Source organism: Psychroserpens sp. Hel_I_66 (assembly GCF_000799465.1).
GTDB lineage: Bacteria > Bacteroidota > Bacteroidia > Flavobacteriales > Flavobacteriaceae > Psychroserpens.
In genome coordinates, this window is sequence record NZ_JUGU01000001.1 from 2,168,885 (window position 1) to 2,188,410 (window position 19,526).

General features: G+C 34.6%; 17 protein-coding genes. 6 read left to right on the forward strand and 11 right to left on the reverse strand.

Annotation, left to right across the window (positions count from 1 at the left end; all coding sequences use genetic code 11):
- Window positions 1-207 precede the first annotated feature (207 nt).
- Window positions 208-627 (forward strand): hypothetical protein, encoded by a 420-nt coding sequence (locus GQ40_RS09760; RefSeq protein ID WP_047547890.1) that lies wholly within the window; start codon window positions 208-210, stop codon window positions 625-627.
- A 152-nt stretch (window positions 628-779) separates the two neighbouring features.
- Window positions 780-1,166: a hypothetical protein gene (locus GQ40_RS09765; RefSeq protein WP_156115567.1), complete on the forward strand. Its 387-nt coding sequence runs from the start codon at window positions 780-782 to the stop codon at window positions 1,164-1,166.
- 348 nt (window positions 1,167-1,514) lie between these two features.
- Here the strand turns inward: GQ40_RS09765 and GQ40_RS09770 are convergent, their stop codons facing one another.
- The 7 genes from GQ40_RS09770 to bshC all read right to left on the reverse strand — a co-directional run bounded on the left by GQ40_RS09770 (window position 1,515) and on the right by bshC (window position 8,596).
- Window positions 1,515-1,976 carry a hypothetical protein gene (locus GQ40_RS09770; protein ID WP_047547892.1) on the reverse strand — a complete coding sequence of 154 codons (462 nt, stop codon included), beginning with the start codon at window positions 1,974-1,976 and terminating at the stop codon, window positions 1,515-1,517.
- Between the two features lie 112 nt (window positions 1,977-2,088).
- Entirely contained in the window at window positions 2,089-2,319 is a 231-nt protein-coding gene (locus tag GQ40_RS09775) for a DUF3820 family protein (RefSeq protein WP_047547893.1), read from the reverse strand.
- Window positions 2,320-2,321: 2 nt separating this feature from the next.
- A complete protein-coding gene (locus GQ40_RS09780; RefSeq protein WP_047547894.1) occupies window positions 2,322-2,864 on the reverse strand; it encodes a hypothetical protein in 543 nt (180 codons plus the stop codon).
- A gap of 7 nt (window positions 2,865-2,871) precedes the next feature.
- Window positions 2,872-3,273 carry an OsmC family protein gene (locus GQ40_RS09785; protein ID WP_047547895.1) on the reverse strand — a complete coding sequence of 134 codons (402 nt, stop codon included), beginning with the start codon at window positions 3,271-3,273 and terminating at the stop codon, window positions 2,872-2,874.
- Window positions 3,273-5,180, reverse strand: a complete 1,908-nt coding sequence (locus GQ40_RS09790) for a LysM peptidoglycan-binding domain-containing protein (protein WP_047547896.1) — start codon at window positions 5,178-5,180, stop codon at window positions 3,273-3,275. Before GQ40_RS09790 ends, GQ40_RS09785 begins: the two co-directional genes overlap by 1 nt.
- 223 nt (window positions 5,181-5,403) lie before the next feature.
- The gene (guaA, locus tag GQ40_RS09795) at window positions 5,404-6,939 is read right to left on the reverse strand and encodes a glutamine-hydrolyzing GMP synthase (RefSeq protein ID WP_047547897.1); all 1,536 of its coding nucleotides are present in this window, start codon (window positions 6,937-6,939) and stop codon (window positions 5,404-5,406) included.
- Window positions 6,940-6,994: 55 nt separating this feature from the next.
- Window positions 6,995-8,596 (reverse strand): bacillithiol biosynthesis cysteine-adding enzyme BshC, encoded by a 1,602-nt coding sequence (gene bshC, locus GQ40_RS09800; protein ID WP_047547898.1) that lies wholly within the window; start codon window positions 8,594-8,596, stop codon window positions 6,995-6,997.
- A gap of 119 nt (window positions 8,597-8,715) precedes the next feature.
- Here bshC and GQ40_RS09805 point away from each other — a divergent pair, with 119 nt between their 5' ends.
- Window positions 8,716-11,205: a M14 family metallopeptidase gene (locus GQ40_RS09805; protein WP_047547899.1), complete on the forward strand. Its 2,490-nt coding sequence runs from the start codon at window positions 8,716-8,718 to the stop codon at window positions 11,203-11,205.
- Window positions 11,206-11,222: 17 nt separating this feature from the next.
- Here GQ40_RS09805 and GQ40_RS09810 read toward each other — a convergent pair whose 3' ends face one another.
- Complete coding sequence (locus tag GQ40_RS09810; RefSeq protein ID WP_047547900.1) at window positions 11,223-12,302, reverse strand: T9SS type A sorting domain-containing protein; 1,080 nt, start codon at window positions 12,300-12,302, stop codon at window positions 11,223-11,225.
- Window positions 12,303-12,598: 296 nt separating this feature from the next.
- Here GQ40_RS09810 and GQ40_RS09815 point away from each other — a divergent pair, with 296 nt between their 5' ends.
- Window positions 12,599-12,823: a hypothetical protein gene (locus GQ40_RS09815; RefSeq protein WP_047547901.1), complete on the forward strand. Its 225-nt coding sequence runs from the start codon at window positions 12,599-12,601 to the stop codon at window positions 12,821-12,823.
- Between the two features lie 7 nt (window positions 12,824-12,830).
- Here GQ40_RS09815 and GQ40_RS09820 read toward each other — a convergent pair whose 3' ends face one another.
- Window positions 12,831-13,895, reverse strand: a complete 1,065-nt coding sequence (locus tag GQ40_RS09820) for a M23 family metallopeptidase (RefSeq protein WP_052184222.1) — start codon at window positions 13,893-13,895, stop codon at window positions 12,831-12,833.
- Between the two features lie 268 nt (window positions 13,896-14,163).
- On the opposite strand from GQ40_RS09820, the gene GQ40_RS17180 reads away from it, so the two are divergent.
- The gene (locus tag GQ40_RS17180) at window positions 14,164-14,934 is read left to right on the forward strand and encodes a DUF6090 family protein (protein ID WP_052184223.1); all 771 of its coding nucleotides are present in this window, start codon (window positions 14,164-14,166) and stop codon (window positions 14,932-14,934) included.
- 181 nt (window positions 14,935-15,115) lie between these two features.
- Here the strand turns inward: GQ40_RS17180 and rimO are convergent, their stop codons facing one another.
- Window positions 15,116-16,423, reverse strand: a complete 1,308-nt coding sequence (gene rimO / locus GQ40_RS09830) for a 30S ribosomal protein S12 methylthiotransferase RimO (RefSeq protein ID WP_047547903.1) — start codon at window positions 16,421-16,423, stop codon at window positions 15,116-15,118.
- Window positions 16,424-16,580: 157 nt separating this feature from the next.
- On the opposite strand from rimO, the gene GQ40_RS09835 reads away from it, so the two are divergent.
- Window positions 16,581-17,663, forward strand: coding sequence for a serine hydrolase domain-containing protein (locus tag GQ40_RS09835; RefSeq protein WP_047547904.1), 1,083 nt, complete (start codon window positions 16,581-16,583; stop codon window positions 17,661-17,663).
- On the opposite strand, the gene GQ40_RS09840 is transcribed toward GQ40_RS09835, so the two are convergent.
- Window positions 17,660-19,327, reverse strand: a complete 1,668-nt coding sequence (locus tag GQ40_RS09840; protein ID WP_047547905.1) for an amidase family protein — start codon at window positions 19,325-19,327, stop codon at window positions 17,660-17,662. The genes GQ40_RS09835 and GQ40_RS09840 overlap by 4 nt on opposite strands.
- Window positions 19,328-19,526 lie beyond the last annotated feature (199 nt).

Here is a 19,526-nt window from a genome sequence, read left to right on the forward strand (position 1 = left end):
CGCTGTTAAACGCAGGCAAATTTACAAAATTTAAATAGTTATTGATGCATTGTTTTTAGGTTTGTTTTTAATACTGAAATGTGCTCGATTTTAGCCTAGCTATTTTGACTTGACTTTGTAAAAAAAATAGTCGAACTTCGTCTAGCGACTGATAAAACACATTGAAACGATTTTTTAACTGAGATACTTTTTACACCATTAAACCAAATGACATATAAATATTCTATTTGCCATCCCCAAAAAGAAAATATTGAGTATCTAAATAATTCAATATCTGCAAATGAAGTTTTGGAAATAGCTAAAAATTACCCTTGGATTGAAAAACTAAAATTTTTAGATTCTTTAAAACAAGAAGACATTCATTACAATCCTTCTTTAGATTTCACTTGCATCAAAAACGGAAAAAGTTTCTGCTTGACTGCTAATTATGATAACAACAAAAACCTAGAATTCTCTTTATGGTATAAAAGATCTAAAAGAGTAAAAGTTCTATTTGGATTATTTGGAGAAAAAGAAAAAATGGTTGTTGACGATATTTGGTCTATTAGTTTCGAGAAATCCTTGAAATATTTGGAGCATTTTGTAAACGGAAACTACTCATTGATTGAGAAATTATATAAAAAATAGCGGTGTAATACACCGTATAAAAATAATACTTAGTTTAGCGCTTAATCAATAGTCCTTGCATTTTTGTTACGTCTGATTTTTTTTCCTTCGGAAGATCCTCGCAAACAAAACCGCACTATTCTTAGATATACACATTAACCGAAAAAGCAAAAGTGAAACCACTAATAACAATAATTCTACTTCTCTTTATTATCAAAACAAATCAAGAACCTAATCTTGACAATTGGATTCAATCCTTTGTGAATGATATGATAGAAATGAATGATTTGGATCGTTACAGTGACAAGCCAATTTCTCCAACAATTGAAGAAAATTTTATTTTAGTAGAATCTGTGAAAAACATTGAAATAGAAAAAGATACTATTACCATGCTCGTAAACCATGGAAAGGGAACTTATTGCACAAAATTAAAATTTAGGTTCCTAAAAAAAGAAGGCAATTATTATTTGGTATTTCCTAAGCCCTATAAAAAAAATATTCTAGGCGAAGAACAGGATTTTGTAAACCCATGGATTGAAAAGACCAATATTTGCAATTAATACTTACAATGCTTACAATGCTTACAATAGTTATTTCTTAATAAATTTATTTACAAATTTACTGCTAGTCAGGTATTTTGAATGATGTGTATCTAATTTTAAAGAATCTTTAAATACAGGCTTGATTATTTGAAAGCATATTAAGCCTAAAGCAATGCCAATTGAAATTTCGAACATAATGAGAGATTTGGATTAATACTACAAAATTATGCAGATTATCGATTCAATTTGTTCTTTATCAAACAACAGATTAACTCATATGTCTTTAAACATACTGTTTATAATTTAAACTATGGGATTGATAATGAGTATTTAAAGCATATACACCATAATAACAATGTGGTAATATTAACTAATTAAGATATTTTGTCTATTTAAGTTTGGAGAAGGTTTTCTTTTAATAGATGCTATTTGTTGAGAATAAATTTGATACAGCTCATCTGTAATTAACGAAGATTTTCTTACTTGCGATAAGCTATTAAGATAATTTAAATCTGTTTTTAAACACTCACTTATTACAAACTCATCGTCTCGAGTGGCAAAGATCATATTACATTCAAAAGCAATCTTATTGATTAATACATGAATTTTAGACATCCCGTTAGGCTTTAATCCCATAGCCTCAAGTTGTACCTGGACTTCCAATATAAAATTATCGGTATCACTTACCTTATTTGAAATCCAATCCAGGATGTATGGATTTTCAGTATTATTAATCAACTGCTTATAAACAAAAACTTTTTTCAAACTTTCAATTAATATTGTTTGCAAGGTCTCTGAGCCAACGGTATAAGCAATTTTAGTTTTCATGATATGATCTTTAGGGATTTGTAAAATATCTATAATCACGAAAATCTTATTTTTTATTTAAAGAAAGGTGTTTTATCCAATTGTAAGTTAATCCAATTGGAAATTGAAGACTCTATTTAGGATAACGCTGTTTAATATCTCTAATTAAATATTCTAAACCATTCAATTTCAATTCATACACTTGCGTAAGCATGTCTCCCAATTTTCCCTTCGGAAACCCTTTATTATGGTACCACACTACATAATATTCTGGGAGATCGATTAAGTATCGACCTTCATATTTACCGAAAGGCATTTTTGTATGCGCGAGTTTGATTAGAAAATTTTTATCGGGCTGAATCATTTTTACTTTGAGCGGAAGGCTTTGTATTTATCAAGTTCTGCATTTACAAATTGTGACCACACCAGTTGTTTCTCTTTATTGATTGAATTGTTGCTCTGTGTGTCGTAAACATTCTGCATTTTCGCTAAATCTACATTTGCCTGCTCGTGTAAGTTTCGAAGTTTGATTTTGATATTTTGTGAAATTTTCAATTTTGAAATTTCGTAGCGCAACTTCCTAACGTGGAGTTCTGTTATGTCAAAATGGAGTTGCTCGTGGGCTAAAATATGGTCATCACCTTTATCTTTTAGATACCATGATTTTTCTGGATAGAAATGCGCATGTGCTTTTGCATTAAAAGACACAATTTTACTGTTGGATTCTTGTACCGAAAAGGAAAAGGTAATACCAGAGGCTGTGACCGCCACTGCATCTGAATATTTCTCAACTGGTCCCCTAAAATCCTGCCATGTGAGTTTTTTACTGTCGTTCCATGAAATGGTAACCTCATCGTTTGGGGCAACTTTCAGAAAAAATAAAACAACAAATAATACTCGAGCTAACATTTTTTAATTATTTCCAGTTAAACGTAATATCTTTTTCGATATCTGGATGTAAACTGTAATGCACAGGGCAGGTATTTGCGGTTCGCTCTAAAATTGTCCTTGTTTTTGCATCGCTTTCAAAAGGGAAGTTTAGAACTACCTTAATTTTAGAAATCCGTCGAGGATCACTCGCCATTGTCTTAGTGACTTCTGCGGTTGTCCCAGTCATATCAACACCCATATCCTGCGCTTTGATACCCATAACGGTAATCATACAACTTGCTAATCCTGTTGCAACAGTATCTGTAGGTGAAAACGCTTCTCCTTTGCCATTATTGTCTAATGGTGCATCTGTTAAAAATGAATTATTGGATTTAATATGAACATTCTCTGTTCTCAAACCTCCTAAATACGTTACTTTAGATGTCATTATTCTGCCTCTACTATAATTAGATTATCATATTTTACTACATAAACCGCTTCGTTAAAGTAGCCTCCAAATTGTTTTTTGGTATAACGGAATTTATTTTCAACGTACTCTGTCTCTATATCGCTGGGAGATGCTTTATACAAGTCATCTTCGCTTGACAATCGTAATAATAAATCTAAGGTCAAATCAAATCCTCTAACTGCGTATTTATTTGGACTAACGTTATAAACTCTTCTATAATCTCTTATAAATGAATTTGTAGACGAAGAAATATCTGCTGTTTTATTAACCGAAGGATAATGAAATTTAAGATTAGAAAGGTGATAGTTTGAAATCTCTCGTCCTTCAAAAGCTCTGTTTTTATCTGTAGTCATCAAAATAATATCCTTACCTGTTGACATTTGTCCATTGATCATGCTTATAACATTAGAGGCAAAACCTTCGTTATCGGTTTCTAGAAATACAATATTTTTTCCGTTTTTGAATACATTAGATAAATCTGTTTGATAGACAAAATATGCTTCCGCACCTTTTTTGTCTTTTCTTGAAAAGACCTGTTTAGCTCCAGGAAATTCTCCTTTAAGCTTATCGCTTACACGCTTATGTTTTGAGTCTGAAATTATTACATAATGCTTTGGTAACGAATCTGATTTTACAAATTTTATAATCGCATCTTCCAACAATTCACTTGATGGCACACTTTGAAACACATTGTCATAAAGTGTATTTGGCATAGAAAACGGAGAAATCACTGGCACATTATCTCCCTTAACATCAGATGCTACACGATCTAAATGTGATGGGACCAAAGGACCAATAATCGCGTCATAATCTGAAAAATCATTGGAGCTTAAAATTTTAGATATTTCTGCAGATTGATTTTTGGTATCAAACACTTTCAAATAAGTTGAAATACCCATTTTTTTTGCAGAATCAATCGCCATTAGAGCTCCTGCATGAAAATCTAAAGAAATAGATAGCATCGCGTCTTTTCTTATCGCCTTTTTTGCTGCATTAATAGAATCTACATCAATTCTATGTGTACGATATGGTAACATCAAAGCAATCCTTTTCTTACTAAGATTTTTAAGATTACCCGATAAGTTTGTGTTTTCTAAATCTTTAACGGTGTTAGATATCTTAACATCTGCAGGGACTTTTAAGACCATGCCTAATGTGAGACCGCTTTCCTTTAACTCTGGATTTAAAGCTTCTAACTCTTCTTGAGTTACACCTAATTTTCTATTAAGCGCCATAAAACCTTCGCTTTTTAAAACGGTGTAATAGCCATAATTTTCTTCTACGGTTTTCTCTTCGTTACCGCTAATATTTGGCACATTTACTTCTTGTCCAGGCTGTAACACCTCACCCATATTAGGATTTAATGCTTCTAATTGTGGCACGGTAATTCCAAATTTATATGCCACACGCCATTTACCTTCCTTAGGTTGGACTTTATATTTTTTAATGGTATTGTTTAACGATACCTTGTTGACTATCGTTTTATATTTTGGGATTTGGATTTTATCCCCTTTTCTCAAATTTTCAGAATATAACCTCTTATTGTTTTTCTTAATATCTTCAATTTCTACACCATATTCCTTAGAGATACTATACAACGTTTCCTTACGCTTAACTTTATGCTTTTTAAAACCAACCAATTCTTTTAAAGATGCTTGAGTAGCTTCATTTTTAATACCAGCTGTAGGTATAATGAGAACTGTATTTGGCTTTATAGATTTTTTTGCATCAGGATTTAATGCATAAATATCAAAAGGTGTCACCATGTACTGCTTTGCAATACTTTCAATAGTTTCACCCTGTTTTACTTTATGAGTTTTATAATCTTGCGCAGACATAGATATGCTGCAAAATAAGATTGCTAATATTAAAAAGAGTTTTTTCATTTATAAAAATTTATATCGTATTTCCTTGTTCTTTTTTCTTCGGAAATTTTATTTGATTACAGGGATTTTGAATAACATCAACTACTAAGCTTTTAATTTTTTAATTCTCTTCCTTTAAAAAAAAGGAAGATCACCTCAAGTCTTCAAAACTAAGTTGAAGTGGTTTTGCTTACGCAGAGAATTCTCTTTTCTTTAGTAAGAGATTCCCGCTTTCGCAAGAATGTTATTCCCACTCAATAGTTGCAGGTGGTTTTGAACTAATATCGTAAACTACTCTATTTACACCCTTTACTTTATTTATAATCTCATTTGAGGTTTTTTGTAAAAACTCATACGGAAGATTCACCCAATCGGCAGTCATTCCATCTGTACTTTCTACAGCTCTCAAGGCGACACATTTTTCATAGGTTCTTTCATCTCCCATCACGCCAACACTGTTCACCGGTAACAAAATAGCTCCAGCTTGCCAGACCTTATCGTATAAATTCCAAGATTTCAGGTTGTTAATAAAAACAGCATCAACCTCTTGTAATATACGTACTTTTTCGGGAGTGATATCTCCTAAAATTCTAATCGCCAATCCTGGACCAGGAAATGGATGGCGACCCAAAATATTTGGATCCATACCCATTGATTTCCCTACGCGTCTTACTTCATCCTTAAACAATGCCTTAAGCGGTTCAACCACTTTCAGTTTCATAAAATCTGGCAATCCGCCAACATTATGATGACTTTTAATTGTTGCGCTTGGTCCTCCGGTTGCCGAAACACTTTCTATCACATCTGGATAAATCGTCCCTTGAGCCAACCATTTTACATCCTTGATGGCATTTGCTTCATCATCAAAAACCTCAATAAACACGCGACCTATTGCTTTACGTTTCAATTCTGGATCGCTTACATCTTTTAAAGCATCCAAAAAGCGTGCCGAAGCATCCACACCTTTTACATTAAGCCCCATGCCTTCATATTGCTCTAGAACGCTTGTGTATTCATCTTTCCGAAGTAAACCGTTATTTACAAAAATACAGTACAGGTTTTTGCCGATGGCCTTATGCAATAATATGGCAGCGACAGACGAATCTACACCTCCAGATAATCCTAAAACGACTTTATCGTCACCTAATTGTGTTTGGAGTGCTTCTACGGTTTCTTCTACAAAGGATTGTGGTGTCCAGTCCTGCTCCACTTGGGCAATATGAACCAAAAAGTTTTGGAGTAGTTGCCTACCATCTGTAGAGTGATATACTTCTGGATGAAACTGGATGGCATATGTTTTTTCGCCTTCTATTTTAAACGCTGCATTTTCAACATCGTGCGTACTGGCTAATAAAACTCCATTTGTAGGTAATTTTTTTATGGTATCGCTGTGGCTCATCCACACTTGACTTCCTTTTGTAATTCCCGTAAAAAAATCTTCACGATCCTTAATAAAACTCAGGTTGGCCCTACCATATTCGCGACTATTGGATTCTGCCACTTCACCTCCCGAGAAATGCGCTAAATACTGCGCACCATAACAGACTGCGAGCAATGGTTTTTTTCCGCGAATTTGTTCTAAATCTGGATGTAAAACGTCTTCTCCTCGCACCGAATTTGGGCTACCAGAAAGAATGACTGCTTTAAAACTCTCAGAATCTACAGGAATTTTGTTGAATGGGTGAATTTCGCAATAGATATTTAACTCTCTAACGCGACGCGCAATAAGCTGTGTGTATTGCGAACCGAAATCTAAAATTAGGACTTTGTTGTGTTGCATGCACAAAAGTAATAATTGCGCCTAAAAACTAAACACGTAAACCGTAAATTTTATTCTAAATTGTTAACACTAGAAACTCACCTTTTAGAGGTTCTAAATGTTCTAATAACTTCGGAAGGATTGCGTCGCCATTTTCTAAATAAAACTCCGAAAAGTTCATTTGTCTTTCCTGTAAGCTTTCATTTGGGAACAACGCTTTTTGAAGTTCGGTCACACGCTCTAAATAATCGCTCATTTTTCGTTTTTGGGCTTTTAATAAACGTTGCTCCAAGTTTTCCAATCCGTTGATTTGTTTCGTTTCCTGGGCAGACACTGCACCAACAAAGGACTTATCGGTTTGCTCAGCGAGTTTATACAAATCTTTGAATTGCTGCTTAAGGTGATCTTTCTGCTTTGAGAAATCAATATCAATTTTAGAAACCTGCTTTGTGATTTTTGTTCGTAACTCTGAAGTATTTAAAAATAAATCGTTCACCTCAACATCCAGTTTGTCAAGTTTTTCTTTTTGCTTATCGGTTATGATGAGTACAGAATTCCGAAGTAATAACATCGGGAAGACAACTTTTTGTGCATCAAAATTAGATTTGAGCTGCAACCAATAGGCTAATTCTCCTCCTCCTCCAATATAACAGAGGTTTGGTAAAATCACTTCTTGAAACAATGGTCGCATGATTACATTTGGCGAAAATCTTTCTGGATGTTCTGAAAGTTCTTTTAGCATCTCACTCTTGCTCCAATTCATATCTGTGTTGAGAACTTGATAGTTTCCATCGGTTTCAACGATGCGTTCTCTTACATTTTGAGTAATATAAAACAAATTGATTTCTCTGGGATTCACTTGGATTTTATAATTTCCGTCGAGATCATTTAGATGTTTGTTCGCTTCGGAAACCTTTTCAATAGACGTTTGATTAACCAGCTCGTCTTCCATATAAGGAATAAACGGACGTTTTAAATCGGCATCATTTCCATCTACGATGACCAAACCATGAGCTCCAAAAAGTTCATTGACCAAATAACGCATGGCTTTGGTTAAATTACCGTGCTCTAAATACGCACTTCGGAATAATTGTTTCAACTCCTCTGCATTGGTCGTTTTATTTAATTGGCTGGCAAAAGCTTCATAAACCTGATCTAATCCGTCGAGGTCTAATTCGCCAACCGCACCAAATGCTTCCCGATTCCATTGTACTTTTTGACCTTTAAAATTAAAGAAGTTGATTTCCTCAAAATCGTGATCTTCAGTAGCCATCCAATACACAGGTACAAAATTTTGGTTTGGATACTTTTCTTTAAGCTCTTTACATAAATTTATTGTGGATATAATCTTATAAAAAAAATAAAATGGGCCTGTAAAGATATTGAGTTGGTGACCTGTAGTAATTGTAAATGTAGTTTCTTCTTTTAATAAATCAAGATTGGTAAGTGTCAATGAAGATATTTGTAAACCTCCATACTGTCGCATTAAAGCATTTACCAAAATCTTTCTTTTATCTGGATGATAAGCAATCTGCTTTTCATGAATTTGCGCTTCAAAATTTTCTATTGAAGGAAAACGATGATAAAATGATTTTAAATGGTCTTTTTCATCAAGATAATCGCAAATAAGCGATGAAAAATAATGGGTCTCTTTAAACGGAATGTATTTGGTTGGCATAGTTTCACTTCAATTGAGGGATAAAGATACTATTCTTCGCTTTTTTTGAGTCCTAAATTTTAGTTAATTCAATACCAGTTCCTATCTTTACTTCTTAACTCACTTTTTATACAAGTTTCATGCAAAAATCAATTTCTCTCATTTTTACGTTGCTTATTTCTTTTTCGGTTTTAGCTCAAGATCTTAAGTCGCCCTCTAGTTTTTTAGGGTATGAGATTGGCACTAAATTTTCAAGACATCACCAAGTTGTTGATTATTTTGAGCATGTGGAGCGCCAATTTTCGCAGTATGTAAAATTGGAGCAATATGGAGAAACGAATGAAAGACGACCGCTGGTGCTAGCCTATATTTCTTCCGAAGAAAACATGAAAAACTTAGAGCAAATAAGAGAGAGTAACCTCAAAAATGCTGGGATTTTAGATGGCACGTCAAATACAAAAGATGTTGCGATCGTTTGGTTGAGTTATAATGTGCATGGCAATGAGGCGTCAAGTACTGAGGCGTCAATGCTTACTATTTATAAATTACTAACTGAAAAACAAGAGTATCTAAAAAATACGGTTGTGATTATTGACCCTTGTATCAATCCCGATGGTCGTGATCGTTATGTGAATTGGTACAACGAAACTGCGAGTGTGCCATACGATATTGACCAACAAGCGAGTGAACATAGCGAGCCTTGGCCTGGAGGACGACCAAATCATTATCTTTTTGACCTCAATCGAGACTGGGCTTGGGCAACACAGGTAGAGTCTCAAGCACGATTAAAAGTGTATAATAAATGGATGCCTCATATTCATGTCGATTTTCATGAGCAAGGTATCAATGAGCCTTATTATTTTGCCCCGGCTGCAGAGCCTTTTCATGAGATCATTAGCGATTGGCAGCGCGATTTCCAAACGCAAATTGGTAAAAACCACGCTAAATATTTTGATGCTGAAGGTTGGTTGTACTTCACTCGTGAGCGTTTTGATTTGTTGTATCCCAGTTATGGCGATACGTATCCAACATATATGGGAGCCATTGGGATGACTTACGAGCAAGGTGGACATGGACGCGCAGGATTGGGAATTTTAAACGACGAAGGTGATGAGCTAACTTTGGTAGATCGATTGACGCATCATACAACTACAGGTCTATCAACTATTGAGATTGCATCAAAAAATGCACAAAAGTTAAATACTGAATTTGAAAAGTATTTTGATAATTCTAAGCTCACCTATAAGAGTTATGTTTTACAGGGACATCCAGATAAAATTGAACGTTTAAAACAATTATTAGATAAACATGAAATCACTTATGGCTTCGCTCAAGGCGGAAATGTAAAAGGGTACAACTATTCGTCCTCTAAACAAGGACAGTTAAATACGTCTAATAAAGATTTAGTAGTGAGCACCAATCAGCCAAAAGGAAAAATGGTAAAAGTGTTGTTTGAACCCAATACCAAATTGAGTGACTCTTTGACTTATGATATTACTGCATGGAGTGTTCCTTATGCATATGGTTTGGATGCATTAGCCAGCAAATCTTTAATAGACACTAATAATAAACTTGTTAGTGGTTATCCAATGACAATTGCAGACCCTACTGCAACTGGATATGCTTTAGAATGGGACAACATCATGGACGCTCAATTTCTAGCAGAGCTTTTAAAACAAAATATTAAAGTTCGCTTTACAGAAAAACCTTTTTCTGCGGAAGGCAAAACTTATGATCGAGGTTCATTAATTATTGTTAGAGGTGATAATAAAAAAATAAAGGATTTTGATGATAAAGTAAATGCAACAGCTCACGACCATAAAAGAACTCTGACAGCATTAAAAAGCGGGTTTTCTTCCTCAGGACCAGATTTTGGATCGCCAGATATTAAATTAGTGAATCCGCCAAAAATTGCAATGCTCTCTGGAGAGTATACGTCCTCTTTAAGTTACGGTGAGCTGTGGCATTTTTTTGAGCAACAATTACAATATCCCTTAACATCTATAAATACTGATGATTTATCTCGCAGCAACTTATCAAAATTTAATGTGCTGGTTATGCCAAATGGGTATTATGGAGGTTTACTCGATGAAAAACTGACTGAGAAAATTAAAAATTGGGTTCAGTCTGGTGGAAAGCTCATCGCCATCGATGGTGCTTTAAACAGTTTTGCTGATAAAGATGGATTTGGATTAAAGCGTAATGTGGCTGATTCAACTTCCGAAGAAAAAAATCTTACCATCAAATATGCAGATCGCGAACGTGATTACACCAAAAACCTAATCACAGGTGCAATTTTTAAAACCGATGTTGATAATACGCACCCAATGGCTTTTGGTTATGACAATCACTATTTTACCTTAAAATTGGGCAGTTCTTCGTACAGCCTTTTAGAAAATGGGTACAACGTCGCTTATCTTGGAGACAACCCAAAAAATGTTTCGGGATATGCAGGACAAGATGCGCTAAAACAATTACACAATTCGCTCATTTTTGGTGAGCAACCTCTGGGAAGCGGAAGTGTAATCTATATGGTTGACAATGTGATGTTCAGGAGCTTTTGGGAAAACGGAAAACTGTTTTTTGTGAATTCCATTTTCTTTGTAAACAACAATGCTTATGAATTATAACGTTTGCAAAAAAGTAATTATTTCTTGATGAATTTTTTCACAACACTCTCATTACCATTACTAACTACTATCAAGTACACACCAGATTGTAAGCCAGACACATCTAAACGTTCTGTATTAGAATCGGTATTAAGTTCTAATACTTTTTGTCCCAAAATATTAGAAACATTTATAGTTGTAAACTTATTTCTAGCAGAAATTTCTAAATAATTAGTCGCGGGATTTGGATACATAATAAAACTTGAAAATGTATTGTCGTCAACACTTAACGGTGTTAAATCAACTTTACTAAAATATTGAGAATTTTCTGTATTATAATTATTAAACGTGTTAGTGGTGGTATCTACTGTAAAAAGGCCTGAACTAGAAGACGCTAACAAAGTGCCATTATCTAATTCTATTACGCCTCTTAAACCTGAGCCTAAATCTAGATAATACTCCTGAGCTCCGGTTGACACATTAAACTGATAAATTCCGCTTGGCGGACTAAAGCCAGCTACCAAAAGAGATCCACTCGTACTATCGTATTGAAGTTGCTGCGGAAAATCTACACTTGTAGTAATCACACTCAAACTATTGCCACTGTAATCAAAACGCTCTATAGAGTCTCCATTAATAAAACTAATTATCGCTTCAGTACCTGTGTCAATCACATCAAATGGACTATTTGCTGTAGGATAATTACCCAACAAATTTCCATCTGTATCAAATCTTACTATAGCGTTACCAGGTGCACCATTGTTTGATCCTGCATTACAGACCCAAACTTCTCCATTAACCAAGGCTAAACCTCTTAAATTATCAAGACCTACAGTGCTTTCAATAGTGCTAACGTAAGTTCCCGTTAGATCAAATCTATCTATCCTATCTTGTATTTGATCTGTGATCCAAAGCTCATCACCAACTTGTAAAATATCTTTTGGTGTTGATGCCCCTAAGGTTGTCAAATCTATAAAATCATTGTTTATAACAGATCCATCTGTTGGATCTAAAAGTATAACGACGTCTCTGGTACTTTGCGCAACAGCAATCCGTTCTTGTGAAAACAGAAAAGAAACACATAATAAAGAAAAGATTAAAGAGTAGAGTTTTTTCATAATAGCTTTGTTTAAAATAAGTTAAGTTTAAATTTAATTAAAAAAAATCACATAAATTGATATGTTTTTAAAAACATAATCTATTCTATGCAAGATCCGTTATAAAATAGGGTTTGATATTTAGAGAATTATTTTCCCATTGCATTGGAGAGTTTCATATCTTGTTATGGTTTGTTATTGAACAACTTAATTGAACAAGCAAAAAAGGCTGACTTTTTTTTACTTCGGAATAGTGCTTCCGAAGAAAAAACTAGTTCCCAAACCGAATAAAAAATACGCAATCAAAACAAAATATTATGAAAATCAATTTATTATCGTGTGATGAGCAAAGACCAGATAAAAGAGCTATAGCCAATTGCATTATGGAAATTATGGTAAATGGTAATCAAGCGCTAGCCAATGAGTTTACCGAGATTCTCTTAGAAGGCGACCCTGTAGAAATTGAAGTGGACGATAAAAATTCTGCCTCTGCCTTACGAGCTTTACGCAAGTTGGGAATTGATTATGAGTTTGTGGATTGAATTTATTCTAATTTTCTTCTTTTAAAAGTGAGTCATGCATAAATCCTTCAATGCTATCATTAACCCTTAGATGAAACCAACGTTCGGTTTTACCCAATATTTTTAGGGGAATATCTTGTTCCAAATCCAGAATTTTTTCATTCTTTACACCTGCTCCAACTCTAAGCTCGTTGGTTTTTAAACGTGTTTTTGCATTGGTGAACAATGCAGTTTCTTTGATTTCCATAGGTTCGGTTTGTTTTACAAAAGGTAGTGGATCTACTGCTCCGTTTCTGGTGTAAATTCCGAAGTGCAAATGCGGACTCGTCGTTCTCGCATTACCTGTATTGCCAACAAAGCCCAACGTATCTCCCACTTTTACACGATCACTTCCAGACACCGCAATACTATCTAAATGTGCGTAATACAACGATTGCCCGAAAACACCATCACGCAACCACACCTGCTTTCCGCCTAAACCACGATTACCCGTATTTGAAATATAACCATCAACTGCAGCCACTACAGGTGTACCACGTTTTGCGAAAATGTCAATGCCTTTGTGTGAACGCGAGCCTCCACCTCTTGATGCTCCCCAAAAACTTTGAATCGCCGAGTTGGATTTTCCGCTTACCGGAAATTCAAACGTTGGCTCTGTATATAATTGCATAGAAAAGGTAGTGGTAGTTTTACGATTTGGCATAACCACCAATTTATACGACCCGCTTTTAGTCACATCAAATTCTAAAGTGTTACTATTGGGTTCGTTTGAAACCATAGGTTTTTGAGCGACTACGGAATCATTCTCAAAAGCAAACACATCTATCGCCAATTGCAAACTATCTGGAGCTATTGGTGACAGCATTTTAAAACGCTCGCCTCGTTTTAAATCAATGGTATAGGCGAGAATGGAAAACGCCAAAGTATCTGTTTGTGAAGTGATGACTGTTGGTAATTCTAATTTTAGAATATTTGACTTTGATTGCTCATAACTCTCCGAATAACTGTTATAAATACTGTCATTATCCTTAAAATCACGCTCCAAGACCTCTCTTGCTGAAGGCTTTGTAATCACATCAGATACTTTTTGCACTTGTTTGCAGGAAGCTAGTAATAGAAGGAGGAAAAGAATTAATATGTACTTTGAAGTCATGGTAGGTTTAGTGCATAAATTGTACCAAGGTAAATTTGAAATTAGTCAAAGTTTTGTTAACATTAAATGATAAAATATTGAAATTCTTACTGTTATATATTTGATTTTGAATATTAAAAAAATTAAATTCGTTTAACTGCGGAAATTAACAATTAAAAAAAAGTTGAAATCCAAGTCATTGTGCTTCATTATGACCAAACAATAACCAATGATAAAATTTTTTCGTAAAATCCGACAAAAATTACTCTCTGAAAACAAATTCAGCAAATATCTTATTTATGCAATTGGAGAAATAATACTAGTAGTCGTCGGAATTTTGATTGCACTTCAATTTAATACTTGGCAAATAGAAAAAAAAGACCGTAAAATAGAAAAAACTCTTTTAAAAAATATAAAAAGAGATTTAGAGAGTGATATTCAAGAATTTAGACACGTAAAAGAATTTAAAATTTCTCAAAACAAGTCTGGACTAAGGCTTCTGGAGTATATAATTGATACTTCAAAGCCCCTTGAAGACACTCTACAATTCATAAATGACTTTCAATTAATAGTTTATTTTATAGTACCAAGTTCTAACAGAACTTCATTTGATATAGCTACAAGTACGGGCTATTTAAATAATATTACAAATGATAGTTTGACCAAAGATTTATCAAATTATTTCAATAACATTGGACTTGAACAACATGTTACTGAAACTAAAAGATTTATCAACGCATACAATGAAAATAATCTTATAAATAATTATAACATGTTTTCTAAAAATGTAGTGGCTCTTGACGAACATCTTAGTATATACGACAATGATAAACGACCTATCTTACAACCACAAGATATTAGAGATGACATAAGTCTCGAGAATTATTTAAATCAACTGTCCATTAGGTTAAAAATAGGAATAAAAGGACTTGAAAGTGAGGAAAAATGGGCAAATGAGCTTATCCGAAAAATTGATATACAACTCAACTTAAAAAAATAACGAAAGCACACAAATGTGTATAATTCATTGCTAGTTAGAGCTTAATTACGAAAATTCCACTGGAATTTCTATCAGTGATTACTTGCTAACTTTATTATTTAAACACGCAACGAAATCATACAAATGCGTTAAACGAACTCCCTAAATTCAAGAGCCATACAATTCAACTCTTTATTTGCAATTAGGATAATACCACCTCACCATACAAATCAAAATCCTCAGCCTCAATAACTTTAATCGTAGTAAACTCTCCAGTCTTTAAATACGTTTCCGTAGCATCAATCAACACTTCGTTATCCACATCTGGCGAATCATATTCGGTACGACCAATAAAGTAATTACCTTCTTTTCTATCGATGACGACTTTGAATGTTTGTCCGATTTTTTGCTGGTTCAACTCCCAAGAAATCTGGGATTGGATTTCCATAATCTGGTTGGCTCTATCGATTTTCACCTCTTCTGGCACATCATCCTCTAAATTATAGGCATGTGTATTTTCCTCGTGCGAATACGTAAAACAACCCATACGCTCAAAACGCATGTCTTTGACCCATTGCTTAAGGGTTTGAAAGTCTTCTTCGGTTTCTCCAGGATAACCCACAATTAGCGTCGTTCTAATGGTCATATCTGGTACTGTTGCTCTAAACTCCTTAAGCAATTTAGTGGTTTTCTCTTGAGTGGTCCCACGACGCATACTTTTTAAGATAGAATCACTAATATGCTGTAACGGAATATCCAGATAGTTACAAACCTTAGGCTCACGATTCATCACATCCAGCACATCCATTGGGAAACCCGTTGGAAATGCATAATGCAATCTAATCCATTCGATCCCTTCAACCTTTACGAGGTGTTCGAGTAATTCTGCAAGATTACGTTTTTTGTATAAATCGAGTCCGTAATAGGTTAAATCCTGAGCGATTAAAATGAGTTCCTTAACTCCGTTAGCTGCTAGTTTTTCAGCTTCGGTCACAAGATTTTCGATAGGTGTACTTTTATGTTTTCCACGCATCAACGGGATGGCACAAAAACTACAGGGTCTATCGCAGCCTTCAGCAATCTTTAAATAGGCATAATTTTTTGGTGTTGTTGTTAAACGCTCACCAATAAGTTCGTGCTTATAATCTGCACCCAATGCCTTTAATAATTGAGGCAACTCGGTCGTTCCAAAATATTGATCAACATTAGGGATTTCCTTTTGTAAATCTGGCTTGTAACGCTCACTTAAACAACCTGTTACAAAAATTTTATCAACTTCGCCTGCTTCTTTTTTCTGCATGTATTCCAAAATGGTATTCACGCTTTCTTCTTTGGCATTATTGATAAAACCACAGGTATTAATCACCACAACATTACCTTCCTCTTCGTGGACGACGTCCTTTCCGCTGGCTTTTAATTGTCCCATCAACACTTCACTATCGTACACATTTTTGCTGCACCCTAATGTTATAACGTTGATTTTGTTTTTCTTAAGTGATTTAGTTCTCATAGCATTTCCCGTGAAAACGGGAATCTTTTTTATTAATATCTTTTTTCAAAACAAAGATGGATACATCCCGATTTTGAGAATGCAAAGATACATAATGATTTGTGATAAAACGTTAAACCTTTTTTAACTTTGAAGGTCTTACTACAAAACCAATATCATGAAATTTTCAAGTTTATCAGTTCTGCTTTTTATATTTATTCTGTTTTTCGATTGTTCCTCAAACGATGATTCACCTCAAATTGAAGATCCAACTCCAGAGGAAAGTATGTATTTCCCTCCTATATCTTCGGAAATGTGGGACACCAAAACTTTGTCTGAATTAGGATGGAACGAGTCTAATTTACAACCACTCTTAACTTATCTGGAAGAAAAGAACACCAAAGGTTTCATGATCCTGCACAACGGAAAAATAGTTATTGAATTTTATATGAACGAGCACACATCAACAACACCTTGGTATTGGGCTAGTGCAGGCAAAACGTTGACTACAGCAGTTACTGGCATTGCGCAAGACGAAGGATTATTAGATATTAACGATAAAGTTTCCGATTATATTGGGACTGGATGGACGAGCATTCCGTTGGAAAAAGAAAATTTGATTACGAATAAAAATTTGTTATCAATGACATCTGGTTTAGACGATACTACTGGTGAAGATATTTCCGCAGAAAACTTACAGTATATTGCAGATGCTGGAGATCGTTGGGCATATCATGGCGTTTTCTTAAAACTTCAGGATGTGGTGTCAAGCGCAAGTAACCAAACCTGGAATTCCTATTTTAATACGAAATTAAAAGATAAAATTGGGATGACAGGTGCGTGGATTCCTATTGGAGACTTGAATGTGTATTGGAGCACAACCAGAAGTATGGCTCGTTTTGGACTGCTAACCTCAGCAAACGGAATGTGGGAGGACAACCAAATCGTATCACAAAATTTTATTATTGAGGCAACCAACACCTCACAAAATATCAATCAAGCTTACGGGTATTTATGGTGGCTAAACGGAAAATCGAGCTACCATTTACCTCAATCGCAATTTGAGTTTCCAGGTGAGCTCATCCCAAATGCACCAAGTGATATGTATTGCGCTTTGGGTCGCGATGATCAAAAAATCTACATTGTACCAAGCAAAAAACTCGTAATCATTAGAATGGGTGAATCTGCAGAAGATGAAAACTTTGCACTCTCCAATTTTGACAATGAGCTTTGGGAACAGATAAACCTGCTTATAAATTAGTTATAATTTTTAGGAGCAACTCGCTTTTTTGAGGCTTGCTCATACACGTAAGCCCATTCTAAGAGTTGTTTTTCATTTAATGGTTTTGCTATAAATGTCAAACCTTGTGGCTCTCCTTTTTCAGTATAACCCATTGGTACTGTGATGGCAGGATATTCTGCGACTGCTGCAAAACCAGCATGGTAATTATTTATGGATAAAATCCCATCGAGATCATGTTCTGTCATAGGTTCTTCGAAGAATCGTAATCCGTTGGTTTTTAAAATCAGTTTAATTTTATCAAACTCTTTTGTAGTTGCTGAGTCATCTGCTATGCCCTGAAATAACGCTTGACCATAAGGCATCACGTTGACACTATCTTTCTTATTAAAAGCCATAATATCTTCAATAGATGTGTAAACGAGATTCTTATTTCCGTAGGTATTAAGATAGGTTACCAAATCGGTTTTCATATCCAGATTGAGAAGTCTTAAAAAATCGGGAAGTGGTATATTTGCAGCTTCAATCTCGATAATCTCTGCACCTTTTTCTTTTAAAACGTTGATGGCATTGGCGTATAATTGATTTTCCATCAAACTTTTTATTGCACCAAAACGTTTTGACTTAACAGTGCTATTTTCGATAGCATTTAAATAGTAACTATTGTCCCATTTAGGATTTTTTGATTTAAAATCGGTGTCATCATAACCGTATATTGCAGCTAATAAAATCGCGTTATCTGTGACATTTTTTGTTATTGGGCCAGCAGTATCCAAGGTAGAGGAAATAGGCACAATCCCACCACGACTCACCAAACCTATGGTTGGTTTTAGACCTACTACAGAATTCTGGCTTGCAGGAGACAGTATAGAACCTGAGGTTTCACTGCCAACAGCAGCAGCGCAAAAATTGGCTGCGACTGCAACTGCACTTCCTGAACTCGAACCTCCTGTATCTATTGTTTTACGACCGTATGGGTTTAGGGTTTGTCCACCAATCGCAGAATAACCACTTGGACAATCGCCACAGAAAAAATAAGCCCATTCACTAAGGTTAGCTTTACCTAAAATTAAAGCACCACTATTTTTTAATTGCTCAACAATAAAAGCGTCTTCAGTTGTATTATTTTGTAATGCCACTGCTCCAGCAGTTGTTGCCATGCTCGATGTATTGACATTATCTTTTAAAAGTATAGGCATCCCAAAAATGGCCTGTTTAGCCATTCTGTTTAATAATTCCCTGTCTTTTTGCTTAGCCTCTGCAATCACATTTGGGTTTAGTGCAATTACTGAATTTAAGGATAATTCATTCTCTCTATCAAATTGTCTTATGCGATATAAATAAAACTTAGTGAGCTGCTCGTAAGAAAACCGACGTTTATTGATACGTTCTTGGATAGTTGGTATGTCTTGATCTAATATAAGTGGTTTGAGATCGTTATACATTGCCTCAGTAAACTCCTTTAAATCGTCATTGAAGGGTTGCCATAACTCTGAGTTATCGATGTATTTAGAATCAAGTACTTTAAATTCCCTGAAGTCTTTGGTTGAAATGGCGCTAAGATCGTCTGCGTTTCTATCTTCTGCCTGACTATTTTGATTAGTATCTGTATTTGTTTGTTTTTCTTCGGAAGATTTGCAACTTACCAAAAATAAAGCAAAACAACTTAAAAGGATATAGCGCATAATAAATTTTTATTAAAAATACGAAATCAATTAATGCTGAAACGGATTTACATACATCAAAACATCATGAATATCGCTAGTGAAGAGGAAAAAAAGTATAATCAAACCAAATAATAGCGTTACTTTTTGAAGTTTATATTGCTTTCTTCTCAAAAATCGGAGAGAATATATATTTATTATTGTAAAAAAAACAAGCACT